An 18,109-nucleotide genomic window follows, 5' to 3' on the forward strand; every position below is an offset into this window, starting at 1 on the left:
GCCTCAAAGATTTTCGGGCGATTGCCACCCGATACGAGAAGCGTGGATACCAGTTTTTAGCCGGTGTCCACGTCGCTTGTATCCTGCTCTGGCTCTGAACCTTCACCCAGACAGACCCTAGTGCCATTTGAGCAGTGTGAACGCCCGGCCACACAAACAAAAGCGGCCCCCCGATCTCTTGGAGAGCCGCGCTGTTCTGGCAGGGATACTAGGACTCGAACCTAGACAAACAGATCCAAAATCTGTTGTGCTGCCATTACACCATATCCCTATGAAGTCGCCGTTTCTCGGCGGGCCCGAGTATAGCTTTGCCCCCCGGGGCGGGTCAAGCGAGGGGGGCGGCGGCCGCGCCCTCGACCACCGTCAGACCGGCAAACTTCAGGAGCAGCCGCTTCTGGCCCACGCCGGGAAAGTACACCAGCACCTCGCGGCGTTCGCCCTGATGAAAACCCTGCATGAAGACCCCGGTGCCAAATTTGGCGTGCTGTAGCCGCAGCGGCTCGGTGGTGCTCACCGCGCGCTGCAACTCGCGGCTGGGAATGCCCAGGCGGGCGCTGACTTCGGGCAGGGACAGACCGTGCAGATCCAGCAGTTCGCGCGCCTGCAGCGGCCAGCTGGGCGGCAGGGCGAGGTCGTCGGGCAGGGGGGCCGCGTCGGGGAGGGTGGCGGGGGCGGGCACCGCCTCTGGCAACCGGATGCCGGGCAGTCTTTCCAGAAAGAGCCGGGTGGCGTGCTTGTCGGTGGGGCGGCGCTCGCCGCTGGGCAGGGTGGGCGCAAAGCAGCGGCCTACCGCAATGCATTCGTAGCAGCCATGCGCGTTCTGGCAGCACGTCTTGGTCACCAGACTCAGAGCGCGGTCCAGCAGGTCGTCCATCTGCTCAAAGGCCCGCCGCGCCACGCCCAGGCCGCCCAGCCAGTCGTCGTACAGGAAAAAGTAGGTGTCGCGGCCCTCGCGGAAGGCACTGGCGAGGTCGTTCTCGTCGCAGGCAATGCGCTCGGGGGTCACCTTGTGCAGCAGGTGCTTGAGGGTATGGGCCACCGCCGTGGGCCGCTCGGTGGCGCGCGGGTCCACCCCGATTTCCAGGGCGCTGGTGCGAAAGGGCGGCAGTTCAGTGGGCTGCTCGTACAGGTGCTCACTGAGCTTGTGGTCCTGCATGCGGTCCTGAATGCGGCCCCCGCAGCGCGCGCAACTGCGCTCGGTGGGACCGGGTTCGCGGTCGCAGCCCACGCACACCCGCTCGAACACCTGCCGCAGCATCTGGTAGCCCGCATACCGCCGCCGAATACTGACCTCGCCGCAGCGGTAGGCCAGCGGGCCCTTTCGAATCCACTCGCCCATCCCCACCGGGGTGACCAGGGTGGCGTGCAGTCCCCGGGTAAAGAGGTTGGCGGCGTCGTACTTTTCCACCACAATCGCCGTGCCCGCCGGGTGCTCGTCCCAGCGCAGCACCTTGTAGCCCTGGCCGTCCAGGGTGAACACCGCGCCCTCGTGCTTTTCAGTCAGCGCGTAGTGCTGGCTGGGGCTTTCCAGGGGCGCGTCCAGGGCTTTGGGGCCCAGGCGCTCCCAGTCGGCGGCCTCGACCACCGCGTATTTCAGGCTGCCCTCGCCGCGCAGGTTCCAGTAGCGCGGGGCCGCGCCGGCTTCGTGGGGCAGCGCCAGCCCCGCCAGCCGAAATTCCTCGTTGGCGCGGGCCTGGTGCCGGGGTGAGAGGTAGGGGTTCTGCGCCTCCACCACCGCCTTTTCAATGGGCCCGGTCAGCAGTTCTAGAAAATTGCCCGCGTTGCTGTAAAAGGCGTCGGCGGGCAGCGGCACCCCCTGCTCGTTCAGGGCGGGCAGGTACAGTACCAGCCCCGGCGCAATGCGCCCGGCACGGCCCGCCATCTGGCGAAAGGCCATGCGGCTGCCCGGGTAGCCGTCAATAATCACCACTTCCAGATCGCCAATGTCCACCCCGGCTTCCAGCGCATTGGTAGCAAACATCACCCCGCTGCGGGCGCGGCGAAATTCCGAGAGGCGGCCTTCGCGGTCGCTGGTGCCCGCCATGTACAGGTGGGCGCGGCGGGCGTACCCCGGCTGGGCGCGGTAGGTGGAGTACAGGCGCGCGGCGCGCGAGCGGCCCCGGAAAAAGGCCAGTACCTTCAGGTCGTGGCGCTCAGAAGCGTCCATCACCGCGTTCCAGAAGCGCCGGGGCTGCCCCCGGTGGTCGGCCAGCACGTAACGTTTGCCGTGGCGGGCCGCGCCGGACTCGCTGACTTCGGTGGCATCCACGCCGGTTAGTTCGCGGGCAAATTCGGCCGGGTTGCCAATGGTGGCGGTGCTCAGGATCACCTGCGGGCTCGCCCCCAGCGCGCGGGCCAGGGCCAGCAGGCGCCGCAGCATCCCCGCCACCTCGGAGCCAAAGCCGCCCCGGTAGGTGTGGGCCTCGTCCAGCACCAGAAACGACAGTCCTTTCAGGAATTCGCGCATGCCGGGCTGGGTCAGGGACCAGTGCAGTTTGTCGGGCGTGGCGGTGACCATGCGCACGCCGGGCCGGAACACCTCGCCGCTCTGGGCCGAGCCCTGAAAGGCCGCCACCTCCCAGGGAAACCCGCCGCGCTCCTTAAACGTCAGCAGCTTGTCCCGCTGGTCCTGGCCCAGGGCCACCAGGGGGTAGACAAACAGCGCCGTTGAGCGGGGGTCGCGTTCCAGCCGGTCGAAGACGCCGGGGAAAAAGGCGCCGGTCTTGCCGCTGGCGGTGGGCGTGGTGATGATCACGTGCTCGCCGCCCCGCATCAGGCGGTAGGTCTGGGCCTGGTGGGCGTAGACCTCCGGGAACCCAAAGCCGCGCGCCACCGCGTCACTCCAGCCCAGTTCGGCCACTGGCACGGTGCGGGCGGGTTGCGCCTCTTCCTCGTGCAGCCGGGTGGCGCCGCTGCCCAGGGTGTCGCGCAGAAAGCCGTCCAGGCGGGCGAAGGGGGAGCGGGCGGGGAGCACGGGGTTCAGTGTAGAGGGGGGGCAGTGGCGGGGAGGGGGGATTGGGTCACGGTGTGGGGGCTGGGGGGGGGTGCGGGTTTGGCGGGGGTTCTGGGTTTTGGGGGGCTGTTTGGGCGGGTTCGTTTGCCTGCGTTGCCCCACCCCCCCAGCCCCCCTACCCCGGAGGGGCAGGGGGGAGCGACGTTGGCACTGGGCAAGAGTTTTTACTGGAGTCGGCTGGGTTTCTCCATTCGTTGACGTGTCCGGCTTCGACGCCATCCTCCGCCCCAGCGCAATGGCCCGCGCGCTCCGCGCACGACGGCCTCGCCTGAACTCGGGCGGTGGAGGGGCAGGAAGGCTTGGTGCGGCCCAGAAGGTTCTACTTTGAACAGCAGCAAAGGCCATAGCTGCTTTTGCCTTTCAAAAGTAGAACCTCGCGCCCTAAGCGTCCCCACCCTTCACCCCTGCGGGGTGAGCAACGGAAGCCCTCGTGCGCGCAGCGCGCGGGCGTGAGGCGATGGGCGGAGAGGGGCCACGCGTACGGCGCGGGGCGAAGCCGGGCCGCCTCACACCGTCAGTCAACGTTTGCCGAGCGCAGCGGAAAACTCCCCCCTGCCCCTCCGGGGTAGGGGGGCTGGGGGGGTGGGGCAAAGGCAGGCAAACGAACTCGCCCAAACAACTCCCCCTCTCCCCTACCCCCGCATCACAAAATGCTCAATGATCGCGTGATGGTCCTCAAAAAACTGCTCCGGCTGCCCCAGCGCCTCACTCAGCGGCACCCAGAGCGCCTCACTCGCGTCACTCCCCCCCGACAGGCGCGGCAACTGCCCAATCCCCAGATCAAAGTGAAAAGCGTGGGTCACCGTGCGCCCCCGCAGACTGCGGTCCGGGTAGTCAAAGACCGCCTGCGCCCGCAGCGCCGCCCCCAGGTCAATGCCAGGGCCCAGGCCGGTTTCCTCGTGAACCTCGCGCACACAGCAGGCCAACAGGGTTTCATCCTGCTCCAGAAAACCGCCGGGCATCGCCAGCCGCCCCCGCCCTGGCAGCCCACCCCGGCGCACCAGCAGCACGTGGCCGCTTTTCACGATCACCGCGTCGGTCGTCACGAAAATCGGCGGGTACGGCGCGTCCTGCCACGCGGCGCGGTACTGCTTCAGATAGGCGTATTCGGCCTGTAATTCGCGGAACTCGGGTGTGGCGCGGAAGCGGTCCAGAAAGGCGTGCACGGCAGGCGGCACCATACCCTGCACGTCGGCCAGGCGGTCTTCAAAGTAGGCCTTGCGCACGTCGGTGGCGCTCAGGGGGCTCACCACATGGGTGGGAATGAACTCCCAGGCGGGAAAGGTGCGCAGGTAATAGCTGCTCTCGTCCTTGATATGCCCGATCAGGGCCACATCCGTGCTGCCCCGGGTGTGGGCATGCACGCCACTTTGCACCTCGGAGAGCCACAGCGCCTCGTTGTAGAAGTAGTCGCGCACGTGCACGAACAGCACCCGGGTGCGGGGAATACCGGCGCCCTGCAGCATCGCCGCGATCAGCTCTTGGCGCTCGTCGGCCGTAAAGGGGTTTTTGATGTTGCGCGCTGCCCGCGCGCTGCCGATCACCACGATCAGCTTCTGCACGCTCTCCAGGGCTTCCAGCATCACCAGCAGGTGTGCCTGATGCGGCGGCTCGAACCGGCCAATGTACACGCCAAAGGTGCGCTTGCGCCGCGCGGGCGGGGGGGTCGCCATAATCCTCATGGTATGCACCCCACTTCATGAGCAGCGTGAGTTCTTGACTCATTCTAAAGTCGCTCACATTTGCCGACCCGGCGTCGTACTGTAAGGCATGACGAAAAAAATTCTGTCGGCGTCTGTCCTGCTCTCTGCTCTGTCCGGTGCCGCGCTGGCGGGCGGCGCTGCGGCGCCCATGGGCTCGCAGGTGCAGCCCGCCACCCCGGCGGCCATGTCGGCGGCCCTGCGTGAAGCCGGCTATCGGGTCACCATGAACCCCGCCGACCCCGACAGCGACCCCAGCATGACCATCATGGCCGGCGACTACGAGGTCACGGTGTGGCTCAGTGGCTGCAAGGCCAACATGTGCAGCCGCGCCACCGCCAGCGTGTCGTGGGACTACAGCGACGACGAAGACAGCCTGGACACCGAACTGGTGAACGACTGGAACAGCAACTACTACACCCAGGCCTACATCTACGAAGGCGCCTACTACCTGGATTCCACCATGCCCATCGCCGGGGGCTACACCAAGGCCGCCGTGAAAGCCTGGATGACCGAGTACCTGGGCGACGTGGCCGACTTCGAGATGGAACTGCCCTAAGTCGTACTGCTTTTCCTGGCCCCCGCCCCCTGTAGCGGGGGTTTTGCCGTGGCCGCCCGGGCAACATGAAGAAAACCGCCGCGTCAGGTCAAGGCGGGCTTCTGGGCCTTCAGACCCAGCGCCTGGGGGCAGGGGCCCACACTGCAGGGGCAATGGCAGACCTGAAGAATGTGGGCCAGGAGGTGGCCTCGGGCCTGAAAAGTGGCGCGGCGCGGGGTGCCCACGCCGTGACGGGGCGCGCCGCCCCCGCGCTGGACCTGCTGGCCCGGGTGGGCTACGCCAGCAAGGGCGTGGTGTACAGCACCATTGGCCTGCTGGCCCTGGGCGTGGCGCTGGGCCGGGGCGGCGCCACCACCGACATGCAGGGGGCGCTGCTGCGGCTGCAGGACATTCCTGCTGGCCGCCCGCTGCTGTGGCTGCTGGCCCTGGGCCTGCTGGGCTACGCCACGTGGCAGCTGATTCGCGCCCTGCTGGACCCGGAGCGGCAGGGCACCGGGCCCAAGGGGCTGGGCAAGCGCGGCGGGTACCTGCTCAGTGGCATCGCCAATACGGGCCTGGCCATCTTCTCGGCGCGGCTGGCGCTGCTGGGCGTCGCCACCCGCCAGCAGAACAGCGAGGACCGCGCCGCCGCCACCGTGCTGAACCTGCCCGCAGGCCGCCTGCTGCTGACCGCGATTGGCCTGCTGCTGCTGGGCGTGGCGGCCAATCAGCTGTACGTGGCCTACGGCGCCAAATTTATGAAGCGCATGGCCTTTCACGACATCAGCGAGCGGCTGTGCGGGGTGCTGGTCAAGATTGGGCAGGTGGGCATCACGGCGCGCGGGCTGCTGATGCTGGTGATTGGCAGCTTTGCCCTGCTGGCGGCGTGGCGGGGCCGCGCCCGTGAGGCCGTGGGCGTGTCCGAGGCCCTGACGTGGCTGCGCGACCAGCCGGCCGGCAACGTGCTGCTGGGCGCCGTGGCCCTGGGGACGCTGTGCTATGGCGTGTGGTGCGGGGTGCAGGCGCTGTACCGCCGCATTCGCGTGGAAGACGCAGCCTGAGCGCGGCACCCAGAGCCACCCCGGGGGCTGATCCTTCACCACTCTGGGCCGAGCAGCGTCCGTGTCTGTCAGTGGCCGACGCTGTAACAGCCGCCGTCTTTCCACGCCGCCGGCCCTGTCTGGTCGCGCTGGGCAGGGCCGCTGCCCCCCGCTGAAGGCCGTGGCACAATCCCCGCATGACCGCTGCCCCGCCGCCTCCCAGCCGCCGTCAGGTGGCCCTGATCGCCCACGACAAGAAGAAACTGGAACTGGCTCTGTTCACCCTGGCCCACCGCGAGGTGCTGGGCCGCTTTCATCTGGTCGCCACCGGCACCACTGGCGGCCTGCTGGAAAAACAGACGGGCCTGACCATCGAACGGGTGCTGTCCGGGCCGCTGGGCGGCGACCAGCAGATCGGCGCGCGGCTGGCCCAGGACGAGGTGCTGGCGGTGTTCTTCTTCCGTGATCCCCTGACCGCCCAGCCCCACGAACCGGATGTCACGGCCCTGGTGCGCCTGTGCGACGTCCACGACGTGCCGCTGGCCACCAACCCCGCCAGCGCCGAGGCCCTGCTGGGGTGGCTGCGGGGCCAGCCCTCGTCCTGACAGCGCAGGCGCCGGGGTGAGGGGGCCCGCTCACCTTGCTCCAGCCCAGCCAGCCACCCTCTGCGCCCCCAGCGGGTGAAGGGGGAGGCGCGTGGCTTATATTGGTCTCATGCGCGCCCCCGCGACGCCCTCTCTCACGTCGGGCCTTCTGACCGATGTGGGTCGTCAGCGCCAGGGCGGCGTGAACCAGGACGCGGCGCTGGCGCTGGACCTGCCGCAGGGCGGGCTGTACGCGGTGGCCGACGGCATGGGCGGGCACGCGGCGGGTGAACTGGCGGCCAACCTCGCGCTGGACGCCCTGAGTCAGGCGTATCTGGAGAGCCGGGGCACCCCCCCGGTGCGGCTGGCCAGCGCGGTGCAGGCGGCGAATATGGCGGTGCTGCGCCACGCGGTGGGCGAATACGTGGGCATGGGCACCACGCTGCTGGCCGCCCTGATTGACCGGGGCGCGGCGCTGCTGGCCCATGTGGGCGATTCGCGCGCCTACCTGCTGCGCGGCGGCGAACTGCACCGCCTCACCGACGATCACTCCTGGGTGGCCGAACAGGTGCGCCAGGGCCTGATGACCGAGGATGAAGCGCGCGACCACCAGTGGCGCAGCGTGGTCAGCAACGCGCTGGGCGGCGAGGAGCGGGTGAGGCTGGAACTGTTCGGGCTGGCGGTGCAGGCTGGCGACCGCCTGCTGCTGTGCACCGATGGCCTGAGCGGCGTGGTGACCGACGACGTGCTGCTGCGGCTGCTCTCGCGGCCCCTGTCGCCCGAAGCCACAGCCCGTCTGCTGGTCAACGCCGCCAACGACGAGGGCGGCCCCGACAACATCACGGCGCTGATCGTGGATATTCACCGGAGCGGGCGCCTGCCGCCCTACACGCTACCCCCCCGGCGCGAGGACGGCCCGACGTACGTGGACGCCCTGCTGAGCGCGCAGCGCGGCAACAGTCTGGTCACCTACCTGCTGCTGATGGTCGCGTATTTCACGCTGCTGGGCATCATGCTGGTCCCGGAAAGCCGCGTGCCCATCGGGTTGTCGGGCACAGTGCTGCTGCTGGCGATCATGGTGGGGCACCGCAGCGTGGGGCGCGCGCCGCCGCCGCTGGGGCCGCCCAGCGCGGTGCTGCCCGCCCGCGTGCCCGAACTGCCGGTGCGCGAGTCGCGGCCCTAGGGCACGGGCGCGCCGGCAGGCCACCGCCCGGTATGCTCGGGGCATGAAAGAGATTGTGCAGACGGACAGCGCCCCGGCGGCCATCGGGCCCTACAGCCAGGCCGTGACTTTCGGCAACCTCGTGGTGACCAGCGGCCAGATTCCGCTGACGCCTGTGGGCGAACTGGTGGCCGGCGGCATCACCGAGCAAACCGAACAGGTGATCGCCAACCTGAAAGCTGTGCTGGCCGCTGCCGGCACCGATCTGGACCGGGTGGTGAAAACCACGGTGTTCCTGGCCGACATGAACGAGTTTGCCGCCATGAACGCGGTGTACGAGGCGCACTTCCGCGCGCCCTACCCCGCCCGCAGCACCGTGCAGGTGGCGAGGCTCCCGCGCGACGTGCGGGTGGAAATTGAGGTGCTGGCCGAGCGCCACTGAGCTTCGGGGCAATGCTGTGGGGGCTGGCGCACACCGCGACCAGCCCCCGCTTGTTGGTAGAGGGGGCAGGCCTCTGGCCGATCAAACCCCCACCTCTCGCTCCCCTTTGTGCCTCGTGTCTCGACGGCCCCAGGCTGGCCGTGACATCCTGCAGCGAATGGTTGTCCTGCCCATCCGCTTTGAGCGCAGTCCCCGTCTCCACGCCATGCTGAGCGAGGAGGCGCATCCTGTGGGCACGCGCGTGGTGGTGCAGGGCAAGCGCGGCCCGGAGGTGGCCACCGTGCGCGGCGAACCCCGCGAACCACTGGCCCAGGAACGCTACGGCGCCGTGCTGCGCGCCGCCACGCCCGAGGACCTGAAGCGCTGGGAAGACCTGCACCGCGCGGGCGAGGACCTGAAATGGCTGCTGCGCGCCCGCGCCCGCCAGCGTGGCCTGCCGGTCAAGGTGGTGGCCGCAGAATTCACGCTGGACGAGAGCCTCGTGACGGTCAGCTACAGCGCCGACGAGCGCATTGAACTGAGCAGCCTGATTGGCGAGGTGCGCGCGCACACCCGCGCCCGCGTGAACTTTGCGGCGGTGGGCCCGCGCGAGCAGGCGCAGATGATCGGCACGCTGGGGGCCTGCGGGCGCGAGAACTGTTCGTCCACTCACCTGCAGGACTTTGCGCCCGTCAGCATTCGCATGGCGCGCGACCAGCAACTGCCGCTGAACCCGGAAAAGCTCTCGGGGCCCTGCGGGCGCCTGCTGTGCTGCCTGCAGTTCGAGCACACCCAGTACCTCGAACTCCTCAAGGACCTGCCGCGCAAGAACGCCAAGGTCTGCCACGAGGGCTCGGGGGCCTGTGGCAAGGTGACCAAGCTGCATCCCCTCAGCGGCACGGTGGACGTGGCGACCGATCAGGGCCTGCTGCAGAACGTGCCTGCCGCCGACCTGCGCCGCATGACCGACGCCGAGGTGCGCGCGCTGCCCGAAGGTGGACGCCCCCAGGGCCGGCCCGGCAAGGGCCCCCGCCCAGCGCCCAGCGAGTAAGGGTTCAGCCCCTGGCGCTGCGCCCGGCTGGCGGCCCCTGACCCCGCGTCCGCTGGGGCCGAACAGGAGCACGGCCGCACCCGCGCCGCAGCGGCCTGGACGCGTGGGGGGCGCAGTACACTCGCGGGCATGAGCCCTGTGCCTTCCCAGCCCACCGCCGACCAGACGCTGACGGTGCCTGCCCCTGCGGCCGAGTGGGCCCACTACGCGCCGCGCGTTCAGTCGCTGCAGGCCCAGGCCCTGAACGCTGAGGCGGTGCCCGGCTGGCTGGCCGCCTGGAGCGCCCTGAGCAGCGAACTGAAGGGCGTGGGCGCCAAGCTCTCGATCTTTGCCGACCTACACACCGATCAGCCGGACGCCCAGGCCCGCTACCAGACCTTTGTGGCCGAGGCCCTGCCACAGTGGGCGCGCGCCGAGCAGGCCCTGAAAGAGAAGCTGCTGGCCGTGCCCGACTACGTGCCGGCCCCCGACTTTGCCCTGACCCTGCGCCGCATGCGGGACGAGGCCGCCCTGTTCCGCGAGGCCAACGTGGACCTGGAGGTCACCCACGAAGCCCAGAAGCAAGAATACGCGGTGATCACCGGCAACCAGACGGTGCAGCTGGGCGGCGAGACACTGACCATTCCCCAGATCAAGCAGCGCCTGGACGACCCCAGCCGCCCAGCGCGCGAGGCCGCGTGGCACGCCCTGGCCGCCAGTAACGCCGAGGTGGCCCCGCAACTGGACGACGTGATGGCGCGCCTGATCGCCACCCGCTGGCAGCTGGCGCGCAACGCCGACGAGACCAATTACCGCGACCTGCGCTGGAAGGAACTGGACCGGGTGGACTACAGCCCCGCCGACTGCCGCGCCTTCCACGAGGCGGTGCAGACCGAGGTGGTGCCGCTGCTCTCGCGCATGACGGCCGAGATCGCCGCGCAACTGGGCCTGGGCGCCCTGCGCCCCTGGGACTACAACCGCAACAACCTGCTGGACCCCCAGGCCCGCGCGCCGCTGACCCCGTTCCAGAGGGGCGCCGAACTGGAAACCCTGGCCCAGACGGCCTTTGCTGGCCTGGATTCCGGGCTGGCCGCCCGCTTTACCCAGATGCGCGCCGGGGCCCTGCTGGACCTGGAATCGCGCCCGGGCAAGATGAGCCACGCCTACTGCTCGTACTTTCCGACCACCAACGAGCCCTTTGTGCTGATGAATGTGGTGGGCACTGCCGAGGACGTGCGGGTGCTGTTTCACGAGGTGGGGCACGCCTTCCACGGCTTTTACAGCGGCGATACTCAGCCGCTGGTGTGGAACCGCTGGAGCCCCATTGAATTCGTGGAGATTCCCAGCATGGCGATGGAATTCCTGACCCTGGACCACCTGGGGCACGTGTTCTCGCCGGACGACCTGGCGCGCTACCGCGAAAAGCAGCTGCAGGGCGTGGTGGCCTTCCTGCCCTGGGCCGCCCAGATGGACGCTTTCCAGCACTGGCTGTACGCCGAGGCCCCCGATACCGTGACGGTTGCCGATCTGGACGCCAAGTGGCTGGAACTGGACCGCACCTTCCACCCCTTCGTGAACTGGGACGGCCTGGACGAGCGCCTGCGCGCCAAGGGTTGGCAGTACTACCACATCTTCCAGGTGCCCTTTTATTACATCGAATACGCCATGTGCTATCTGGCGGCCGTGGGGGTCTGGCGCGGCGCCCAGCAGGACGCCGCCGGCGCCCTGGAGCGTTACAAGGCCAGCCTGCGCCTGGGCAACACCGTGCCCGTCCCGGAGCTCTACCGCGCCGCCGGCACCGAATTCCGCTTCGACCGCGACCACATCCGCAGCCTGATGACCTTCCTCACCGAACAGCTCCAGGCCTAACCCCACACGAACAGGGCCCCCGGAACGTTCCAGGGGCCCTTCTTTTAGGCCATCAGCCTTCGGCCATCTGTCTCAGTAGCGGTACGTCGTCGTTTCGCTCACGTTCACGCGCACGGTGCGGTTGGCGCCCCGGTCCACGGTCAGGGTAACGGTGCTGGCGCCGCGCACCAGGGTGCCGCTGTAGCCGGTGCCGGTGGTGCGGCTCTGCTGCAGCGCGTAGCCGTCGGCCTGCAGTTCACGCACCTTCTGGTCGTAGGCGCTGCGGGCGGGGTCCTGCAGCTGGGTGCCCGCAATGGCGCCCAGCAGGTTGCCGATAAAGTCCAGCACGCCGTTGCCGGTGTTGACGGGCGCCGGGGCCACGCTCAGGGGCTGGGCAAATTCCACGTTCAGGTTGGTGGTGGTGCCCGCACGCACGGTCACGGTGGAGCTGAAGTCGGCGTAACCGGGGGCCTGCACCCGCACGGGGTAAGTACCGGAGCGCAGGTTGCTGTAGGTCACGTTGGCGCCGCCCAGGCGCTGGCCGTTCAGGATCACGGTGGCGCCCGCCACGTTGGTGCCCACGAACAGGCTGCCGGTGCTCACCGGGGTCTGCGCGGCCACAGTGTAGAAAGCGGTGTCACTCACCCAGCTGTTCTGGGGCAGGGGGTTCACCACGATGCTCAGGGCCTGCGCCAGCCCGGTCTGCCCGCCCTGGGTGCTCACGGTGGCGAACTGGTCCTGGGCCGTGCGGAAAGAGCTGATCTGGTCGAGGTTCAGCGGGGTCAGGCTGGCCAAGGCCAGCACCTTGTTCTGGCCGACCGGGCCTTCCACCGAGTAGGTGAAGTTGTCGCCGGGCGCCGGGAAGCTCTTGGTGGTGTTCGCCTTGACGAAGTTCTCGCCGCTCAGGCGGTTGGGCAGGATCTGGTCCACCGTGCCGTCGGGGTTCACGTTGAACAGGTACACGTAGGCGTCGCGGTTCACGCTGGCGCTCACAGTGATGTTCTCACCCACGCGGTAGGCGGGGTTGCTGTTGCCGCTGGGGTCCCTGTCCACGCGCACGTTCACCGACAGGTCCGGCTGGGTGGGGTTCACGATGATGCTCTGCGCACTGATCTTGGCCTGCGCGCCCGCCACGCTGAGGGTGGCAGCGGTGCCCAGGGCCAGCAGGGCCGTCACGGTCGAGTTCTTCTTCATGACTGGCAGTGTGCCGGGCCCGCATGACGCCGTGCTGACGCCACCTGACGGGAACATTCACAGTTCAGCAGACGGTAAATGTCCTGGCCCCGGAGGCTGAGAATCCGCAGGAGTTGGTCAAGTTCAGTGGGGGTTGAGGTGGGCACAGCAGCGCCCCTGACCCGGCCGCCCCCTACGCCCGGCCGCCCCGGCTGTGGCCCTGGACCAGCGCGCGGGCGATCAAGTGCGGGGCACGCAGCGGTTCCGGCACCCGGCCAGTCACGGTGAAGGTGTGCAGGGCGGCCTCGGCCTGGGCCAGCGTCAGGCCCGCGCGCTGCACGTACACGCCGCCGCAGGGTTCCATCGGCCCGGCGGCCTCGATCAGCTGCCACTTGCGCGCGCCGCCCGGCACCCGCGACAGCAGCGCCGCGCGAATTCGGTCCAGGTCGGGGGCTTTGCGGGCCACCACCAGCACGGGCAGGCCCGTGGCCGCGTGCAGCCCCGGCAGGTCCACCACGTTAAAGCCCGCCAGCGCAATGCCCTGCAGCAGCACCAACTGCAGATGTTCGGGCGACAGCGCCACCAGCCGCGCCAGTTCGGCGGTGCTGTTGCGCCCGTCGCGGCGCACGTGCCCGCGCACCACGGCGTGCAGGGTGGTGCGGGCGTACGCGGCGCCAATCACCGGCACGTTGCCCCGGTGGGCGCGGTCAAACGGCGCGTCGTCAAAGCCGATGGCGTGGGCGAACACGCCGCGCAGTATGTCGCAGCCGCGCTCCTGACCGGGCAGCGAAGGGCCTCGCCTCTCCCCCATTCCACGGTTTCAGAAGAGCGCAGAAACCTTTCCATTCCCGGGGCGAGGCCCTGTTTTCGCTCCTCGCTTCGCGCGGTTGATCCCTGGATCAACCGCGAGCAACTTAAAAAGCGAGACCGCCTTTGCCTACGCCCCCCTCCGCCATCCGGCGCATGTTCCTCTGACCGCCAGGGGTCACACTGCCCCCATGACCTCCGCGATGCCCCTGCCCGATCTGAACGCTGGCGCCTGGCCAGTGAGCCTCTTTGACCCGGCCCGCGCCACGCCCGAACAGAAACTGGCTGTGGGGCGCCTGCTGGCCGACAGCTTTGCCTACGCCAATCCCGAAGACCCGCCCCTGATTCCCGAACAGGAGGCCGTGGGCCTGAGCCACCAGTTGCCCACCGAACGCAAACACCACCTCGTGGTGTGGCAGGGCGCGCAGGCCCTGGCCTGGGGCTGCCTGGAATACGACACCGAACAGAACACCCACATGGCCCATGCCCGGCTGGTCGTGGCCCCGCCGGCCCGCCGCCAGGGCCTGGGCCGCGCCCTGGGCGGGCAACTGCGTGACATGGCCGTGCAGGCCGGCCGCACCGTGCTGACCTTCGGCACCACCAGCCGCGCGCCCGCCGGCGAGGCCTTTGCGCAGGCCACGGGCGCCCAGGCCGCGCTGCCCATGCGCCAGAGCCGCCTGCCCCTCTCTGGGCTGGACCGCGACCTGCTGGCCCGCTGGCAGGGGCGCCCCGAAGGCGACCCTTACCGCCTGCACCTGTGGGCCACCGTGCCCGACGAGTACCTGGACCGCGCCGCCGACATGATGATGGTGATGAACACGGCCCCCAAGGGCGACCTGGAACAGGACGACTGGCGCATTACCCCCGAGATGATCCGCGCCTGGGACGCCATGATTGAGGAAGCAGGCGAGGTGCGCACCATGATGGCCATTGAAGACACCCGCACGGGCGCGCTGGACGCCTACAGCGAGATCTTCTGGACCCCGGAGCGCCAGGGCCCGGTGTTCCAGGGCGCCACCGCCGTGCGGCCGGGCGCGCGGGGCCAGGGCCTGGGCAAATGGGTCAAGGCCGCCATGCTGGAGCACATCCTGGCCACCGTGCCGGGCGCGCGCTGGGTGCAGACCAACAACGCCCACGAAAACGCCGCCATGCTGGGCATCAACGTGACCCTGGGCTTTGCGCCGTGGTCCACCTTCACCGAGTGGCAACTGAAGTTGGCCTGAGGACAGACGGGCCATGAGCCATGGGCCATGAGCTCTGGGGGGGTTCCCTCATGGCTCATGGCCCAGAGCCCATGGCCCCTTTCCCTTCACGCTACCCTGCACCCCATGAGCACGCAGGCCCGCACGAGGAAGGACGCCGCATGAGGGTGGCGGTGGCCGATGTCGGCACCAATTCCAGCCATCTGCTGATTGCCGAGGCCATGACCGCCGGCGAGGCCGGCGGCTACCGCGTGCTGGACGCCCTGAAAGACCGCACCCGCCTGGGCGAGTGCCTGGACGCGGCGGGCAACCTGACCCCGGAAGGCGAGGACCGCCTGTCGTCGGCCCTGACCCGGTTCCGGGCCCTGGCTGCCAGTGCGGGCGTGCCCGAGGTGCATGTGTACGCCACCAGCGCCCTGCGCGAGGCCCCCAACGGCGCGGCGGTGGCGGCGCGGATGCTGGCACGCACGGGGGTGTACCCCGCCATCATCAGCGGCGAGCGCGAAGGTGAACTGACCTACCTGGGCGCCGCCCACGCCGTGGAACTGGGCCCCGACAACGTGCTGCTGGACCTGGGGGGCGGCAGCCTGGAATTCGTGCGCGGCGACGCGTCGCGGGCCCGCGACGTGCTGAGCCTGCCCCTGGGTGCCATTCGCATGACCCGGGCGCATGTGCCTACCGAAACGCCGGGGCGCCGCGAACTGGCGGCCCTGCGCGCGGCGGTGCAGGACGCGCTGGCGCCGCACGCCGCGCGGTTCCGGGTGCGGGCCGGTACGCGGGTGGTGCTGTCCAGCGGCACCGCCGAAGCTGCCGCTGTGGCGATCCTGGCGCGGCGGGGCGAACACGCACAGAGCGTCAACGGCACGTGCTTTTCGCTGGCCGAACTGGGGGCCCTGCTGGAACACGTGCGCGGCCTGCGCGCGGCTGCGCGCGCCCGCCTGCCGGGCCTGGAACGCCGGGCCGACACCATCGTGGCCGGGCTGGCCACCCTGCACGCCGCCCTGGAGGTGCTGGGCGCTGCCGAGGTCACGGTCAGCGAGGGCGCGCTGCGCGAGGGCATGCTGATCGAGGAACTCACGCGCCTGGAGGCCTACCAGTCGTCCATTAGCGCCCGGCAACGCAGCGTGCTGGGCACCGCCGAGCGTTTTGGGGCGAATCTGTCGCACGCCCGGCAGGTGGCGGCGCTGGCCCGCGACCTGCTGGCCGGTTTGCAGGCGGCGGGCGAACCGTTTGGCCCGGACGGCGAGGCCCGCAGCCTGCTCACGGCGGCCGGAGCGCTGCACGAGGTGGGGCAGATCGTGGCCCAGAGCGCCCACCACAAGCACAGCGCCTACCTGATCCGCCACGCCGAGCTGCGCGGCTTTACCCCACGCGAGATCGAGTGGATTGCCCTGCTGGCGCGCTACCACCGCAAGAGTGCGCCCAAAACCACTCACCCGGAGTTCGCCGCGCTCTCGGGCCCCGAGCAGGCCCTGCTGACCCGGCTGGTGGCGGTGCTGCGCGTGGCCGACGGCCTGGACCGCTCGCACGCGGGCGGGGTACAGATTGAAGCCCTGGACCGCCGGGGCGGAGGCTGGCGCCTGACCGTCAGCGGCGCCACGCCCCTGGACCTGGAAGGGGCGCGCGACAAGGCAGATGTCTGGGCGCGCGTGTTCGGCCCACTGACCCTGCACGCCTTGCCCTGAGCGCAAAGCCCAGAGCGGCTGAGGCGCTGACCAGGATTGGCGTTAGAAGCGCAATAGAAAAGAGGGGCCAGAAGTGCCCCTCCCCCAAACAGACTGCCGATCTATGCGGGGCCCCTGGCCCGCTTATGCCCGGCCCGGCCCGCGCCGCTGCGCTGCCGCCCGACCCATCAGCCCGCCCAGGCCCAGGAGCCCCAGCAGGCCCCAGGGAAAGGGGTTACCGCGCGTGTCGCCCTGGACCATGCTGGTGCTGCCCGGGGTGCCGCTTTCCGTGCCAGTGGCCGTCCCTGCCGGGTTGCCAATCTGCGAGGTGTCGGTGCTGGGCTCGGTGCCGGTGGTGCCCGCCGCATCGGTGGTGCCCATATCGCCCGTGCCCGTATCCGTGGTGCCCGTGTCGGTGGTCCCGGTATCGGTCGCCCCGGTGTCCCCTGTCCCCGTGTCACCCGTCCCGGTGTCGCCTGTGCTGGTGTCACCCGTTCCCGTCTCGGTAGTCCCTGTGTCACCCGTGCCCGTCTCGCCGGTCGTTTCTGTGCCGGTCGGGGTGCTCAGGTCGGTGGTGTTCGTCGTGTCGGTCTGGGCCAGGGCAGCGGAACTCAGCAGGGCCAGGGTGAGCAGCAGTCGTTTCATGTCAGCCTCCGTTCTGCGAAGTATCCGGGGGCCCAGCACAGTGCATATGAAGCCCGGTTCAGGTCCTGGGGCCTTCTGACTGGGCGGAGTCCTTCAGAAGGCTGAAGGCGGCTTCATCCGGCGTCCTGGCTCTGGCCCGAGCAGGCGAGCAAGCGGTAGCGCTTCCCGGGTTGCTCTGCCGTTCAGACCTCCTACCCGGGGAATCGCTCCTTTTCCGGCGCCCTGTGCCCGGAAACCGGTGGGCAGGCAGGGCCGGTCTTTCCGCCGCGCCCGGCCGTATTCTGGGCGGCATGACGCAAGGGCCGCCAAGAAATATCCTGTCCATTCAGTCGTGGGTCAGCTACGGGCACGTGGGCAACGCCGCCGCTGTGTTTCCGCTGCAGCGGCTGGGCTTTGAGGTCTGGGCCATTCACACGGTGCAGTTTTCCAACCACACCGGCTACGGCGCCTGGACCGGCACGGTCTTTCCGCCCGAACTGGTGGCCGAACTGATTGACGGCATTGAGGCGCGCGGCGCGCTGCCAGAGTGCCACGCGGTGCTCAGTGGCTACATGGGCAGCGAGGGCACGGTGGCGGCGGTGGTGGACGCCGTGCGCCGGGTGCGCGCCGCCAACCCGGAGGCCCTGTACTGCTGCGACCCCGTGATGGGCGATGTGGGCCGGGGCGTGTTCGTGCGCCCTGAACTGCCGGACCTGATCGGGGTGCAGGCGGTGCCCGAAGCCGACATCCTGACCCCCAACCAGTTTGAGCTGGAACTGCTGACCGGCCATACGGTGGAGACGCTGGAACAGGCCCTGGCCGCCGCGCGTGCCCTGCGCGAGCGAATGCGCGCCGGGGGGCCCCGGCTGGTGCTGGTGACCAGTCTGGTGCGCAGCGGCGCCCCCGAGGGCAGTATTGAAACCCTGGTGGTGGGCGAGGGCGGCGCGTGGCTGTGCCGTACGCCCCTGCTGCCCCTGGACCCGCCGCGCAACGGCACCGGCGACGCGATTGCCGCGCTGTTCTTCGGGCACTACCTGCACAGTGGCCGCCCCGACAGCGCCCTGAGCCTCGCCATGAGCGCGCTCTATGCCCTGCTGCAGCGCACCCACCTCGCGGGCACGCGCGAGATTCAGCTGGTGGCTTCGCAAGATGAGTTTGTGCGGCCTGCACGGCTGTTCGAAGCGCAGCAGGTGGGCTAGCCCCGGCCTTTATGAGGCCCGACTGAGGCGCAGGGGGTGTGCTTTGTGAGGAGCGTCTCAGGGTGGCCTCAGGGTGAGCCCAATGCCTGTTGCGGCGGTTCTCA

15 protein-coding genes, 1 tRNA gene and 1 pseudogene are annotated in these 18,109 nt (G+C 69.5%); 11 read left to right on the forward strand and 6 right to left on the reverse strand.

The features are described from left to right. A pseudogene (locus KMW22_RS16540) lies at positions 1-98 on the forward strand (IS5-like element ISDge16 family transposase); the annotation flags it as partial. Between the two features lie 99 nt (positions 99-197). Here KMW22_RS16540 and KMW22_RS16545 read toward each other — a convergent pair. The 3 genes from KMW22_RS16545 to KMW22_RS16555 all read right to left on the reverse strand — a co-directional run bounded on the left by KMW22_RS16545 (position 198) and on the right by KMW22_RS16555 (position 4,686). Then, positions 198-271: transfer RNA gene (locus KMW22_RS16545), tRNA-Gln, on the reverse strand. A 54-nt stretch (positions 272-325) separates the two neighbouring features. Continuing rightward, the gene (locus tag KMW22_RS16550; protein WP_221091136.1) at positions 326-2,974 is read right to left on the reverse strand and encodes a DEAD/DEAH box helicase; all 2,649 of its coding nucleotides are present in this window, start codon (positions 2,972-2,974) and stop codon (positions 326-328) included. A 671-nt stretch (positions 2,975-3,645) separates the two neighbouring features. Further along, entirely contained in the window at positions 3,646-4,686 is a 1,041-nt protein-coding gene (locus KMW22_RS16555) for a bifunctional nicotinamide-nucleotide adenylyltransferase/Nudix hydroxylase (protein ID WP_221091137.1), read from the reverse strand. A gap of 97 nt (positions 4,687-4,783) precedes the next feature. Here KMW22_RS16555 and KMW22_RS16560 point away from each other — a divergent pair, with 97 nt between their 5' ends. From KMW22_RS16560 to KMW22_RS16590, 7 genes are all read left to right on the forward strand, one after another. Continuing rightward, positions 4,784-5,272 (forward strand): YbjN domain-containing protein, encoded by a 489-nt coding sequence (locus KMW22_RS16560; protein WP_221091138.1) that lies wholly within the window; start codon positions 4,784-4,786, stop codon positions 5,270-5,272. A gap of 152 nt (positions 5,273-5,424) precedes the next feature. Further along, positions 5,425-6,312, forward strand: coding sequence for a DUF1206 domain-containing protein (locus KMW22_RS16565; RefSeq protein ID WP_221091139.1), 888 nt, complete (start codon positions 5,425-5,427; stop codon positions 6,310-6,312). A 176-nt stretch (positions 6,313-6,488) separates the two neighbouring features. Beyond that, on the forward strand, positions 6,489-6,896 hold the full coding sequence (locus KMW22_RS16570; RefSeq protein WP_221091140.1) for a methylglyoxal synthase: 408 nt from the start codon (positions 6,489-6,491) through the stop codon (positions 6,894-6,896). A 109-nt stretch (positions 6,897-7,005) separates the two neighbouring features. Further along, positions 7,006-8,058: a PP2C family protein-serine/threonine phosphatase gene (locus tag KMW22_RS16575; protein WP_221091141.1), complete on the forward strand. Its 1,053-nt coding sequence runs from the start codon at positions 7,006-7,008 to the stop codon at positions 8,056-8,058. 43 nt (positions 8,059-8,101) lie between these two features. Continuing rightward, positions 8,102-8,479: a RidA family protein gene (locus KMW22_RS16580; RefSeq protein WP_221091142.1), complete on the forward strand. Its 378-nt coding sequence runs from the start codon at positions 8,102-8,104 to the stop codon at positions 8,477-8,479. A gap of 157 nt (positions 8,480-8,636) precedes the next feature. Continuing rightward, positions 8,637-9,509 (forward strand): PSP1 domain-containing protein, encoded by an 873-nt coding sequence (locus KMW22_RS16585; protein ID WP_235693072.1) that lies wholly within the window; start codon positions 8,637-8,639, stop codon positions 9,507-9,509. A 129-nt stretch (positions 9,510-9,638) separates the two neighbouring features. Beyond that, a complete protein-coding gene (locus KMW22_RS16590; RefSeq protein WP_221091143.1) occupies positions 9,639-11,357 on the forward strand; it encodes a M3 family oligoendopeptidase in 1,719 nt (572 codons plus the stop codon). Between the two features lie 72 nt (positions 11,358-11,429). Here the strand turns inward: KMW22_RS16590 and KMW22_RS16595 are convergent, their stop codons facing one another. Further along, entirely contained in the window at positions 11,430-12,530 is a 1,101-nt protein-coding gene (locus KMW22_RS16595) for a DUF4384 domain-containing protein (RefSeq protein WP_221091144.1), read from the reverse strand. Positions 12,531-12,702: 172 nt separating this feature from the next. After that, positions 12,703-13,257, reverse strand: a complete 555-nt coding sequence (locus tag KMW22_RS16600) for an endonuclease dU (protein ID WP_328774739.1) — start codon at positions 13,255-13,257, stop codon at positions 12,703-12,705. A 250-nt stretch (positions 13,258-13,507) separates the two neighbouring features. Here KMW22_RS16600 and KMW22_RS16605 point away from each other — a divergent pair, with 250 nt between their 5' ends. After that, a complete protein-coding gene (locus tag KMW22_RS16605; protein WP_235693073.1) occupies positions 13,508-14,539 on the forward strand; it encodes a GNAT family N-acetyltransferase in 1,032 nt (343 codons plus the stop codon). A gap of 140 nt (positions 14,540-14,679) precedes the next feature. Continuing rightward, positions 14,680-16,203 (forward strand): Ppx/GppA phosphatase family protein, encoded by a 1,524-nt coding sequence (locus KMW22_RS16610; RefSeq protein ID WP_221091146.1) that lies wholly within the window; start codon positions 14,680-14,682, stop codon positions 16,201-16,203. A 123-nt stretch (positions 16,204-16,326) separates the two neighbouring features. Here KMW22_RS16610 and KMW22_RS16615 read toward each other — a convergent pair whose 3' ends face one another. Further along, positions 16,327-16,827 (reverse strand): hypothetical protein, encoded by a 501-nt coding sequence (locus KMW22_RS16615; protein ID WP_221091147.1) that lies wholly within the window; start codon positions 16,825-16,827, stop codon positions 16,327-16,329. Positions 16,828-17,117: 290 nt separating this feature from the next. Here KMW22_RS16615 and pdxY point away from each other — a divergent pair, with 290 nt between their 5' ends. Then, entirely contained in the window at positions 17,118-18,005 is an 888-nt protein-coding gene (gene pdxY / locus KMW22_RS16620; protein WP_221091148.1) for a pyridoxal kinase PdxY, read from the forward strand. Positions 18,006-18,109 lie beyond the last annotated feature (104 nt).

The sequence above is a fragment of the Deinococcus aquaedulcis genome (assembly GCF_019693445.1).
GTDB classification, from domain to species: Bacteria; Deinococcota; Deinococci; order Deinococcales; family Deinococcaceae; genus Deinococcus; species Deinococcus aquaedulcis.

What these genes read in the sequence shown, in the direction of transcription:
- KMW22_RS16555 (WP_221091137.1), bottom strand. Translation starts at nt 4,686, where the DNA reads ATGGCGACCCCCCCGCCCGCGCGGCGCAAGCGCACCTTTGGCGTGTAC.
- KMW22_RS16560 (WP_221091138.1), top strand. Translation starts at nt 4,784, where the DNA reads ATGACGAAAAAAATTCTGTCGGCGTCTGTCCTGCTCTCTGCTCTGTCC.
- KMW22_RS16565 (WP_221091139.1), top strand. Translation starts at nt 5,425, where the DNA reads ATGGCAGACCTGAAGAATGTGGGCCAGGAGGTGGCCTCGGGCCTGAAA.
- KMW22_RS16570 (WP_221091140.1), top strand. Translation starts at nt 6,489, where the DNA reads ATGACCGCTGCCCCGCCGCCTCCCAGCCGCCGTCAGGTGGCCCTGATC.
- KMW22_RS16575 (WP_221091141.1), top strand. Translation starts at nt 7,006, where the DNA reads ATGCGCGCCCCCGCGACGCCCTCTCTCACGTCGGGCCTTCTGACCGAT.
- KMW22_RS16580 (WP_221091142.1), top strand. Translation starts at nt 8,102, where the DNA reads ATGAAAGAGATTGTGCAGACGGACAGCGCCCCGGCGGCCATCGGGCCC.
- KMW22_RS16585 (WP_235693072.1), top strand. Translation starts at nt 8,637, where the DNA reads ATGGTTGTCCTGCCCATCCGCTTTGAGCGCAGTCCCCGTCTCCACGCC.
- KMW22_RS16590 (WP_221091143.1), top strand. Translation starts at nt 9,639, where the DNA reads ATGAGCCCTGTGCCTTCCCAGCCCACCGCCGACCAGACGCTGACGGTG.
- KMW22_RS16595 (WP_221091144.1), bottom strand. Translation starts at nt 12,530, where the DNA reads ATGAAGAAGAACTCGACCGTGACGGCCCTGCTGGCCCTGGGCACCGCT.
- KMW22_RS16605 (WP_235693073.1), top strand. Translation starts at nt 13,508, where the DNA reads ATGACCTCCGCGATGCCCCTGCCCGATCTGAACGCTGGCGCCTGGCCA.
- KMW22_RS16610 (WP_221091146.1), top strand. Translation starts at nt 14,680, where the DNA reads ATGAGGGTGGCGGTGGCCGATGTCGGCACCAATTCCAGCCATCTGCTG.
- KMW22_RS16615 (WP_221091147.1), bottom strand. Translation starts at nt 16,827, where the DNA reads ATGAAACGACTGCTGCTCACCCTGGCCCTGCTGAGTTCCGCTGCCCTG.
- pdxY (WP_221091148.1), top strand. Translation starts at nt 17,118, where the DNA reads ATGACGCAAGGGCCGCCAAGAAATATCCTGTCCATTCAGTCGTGGGTC.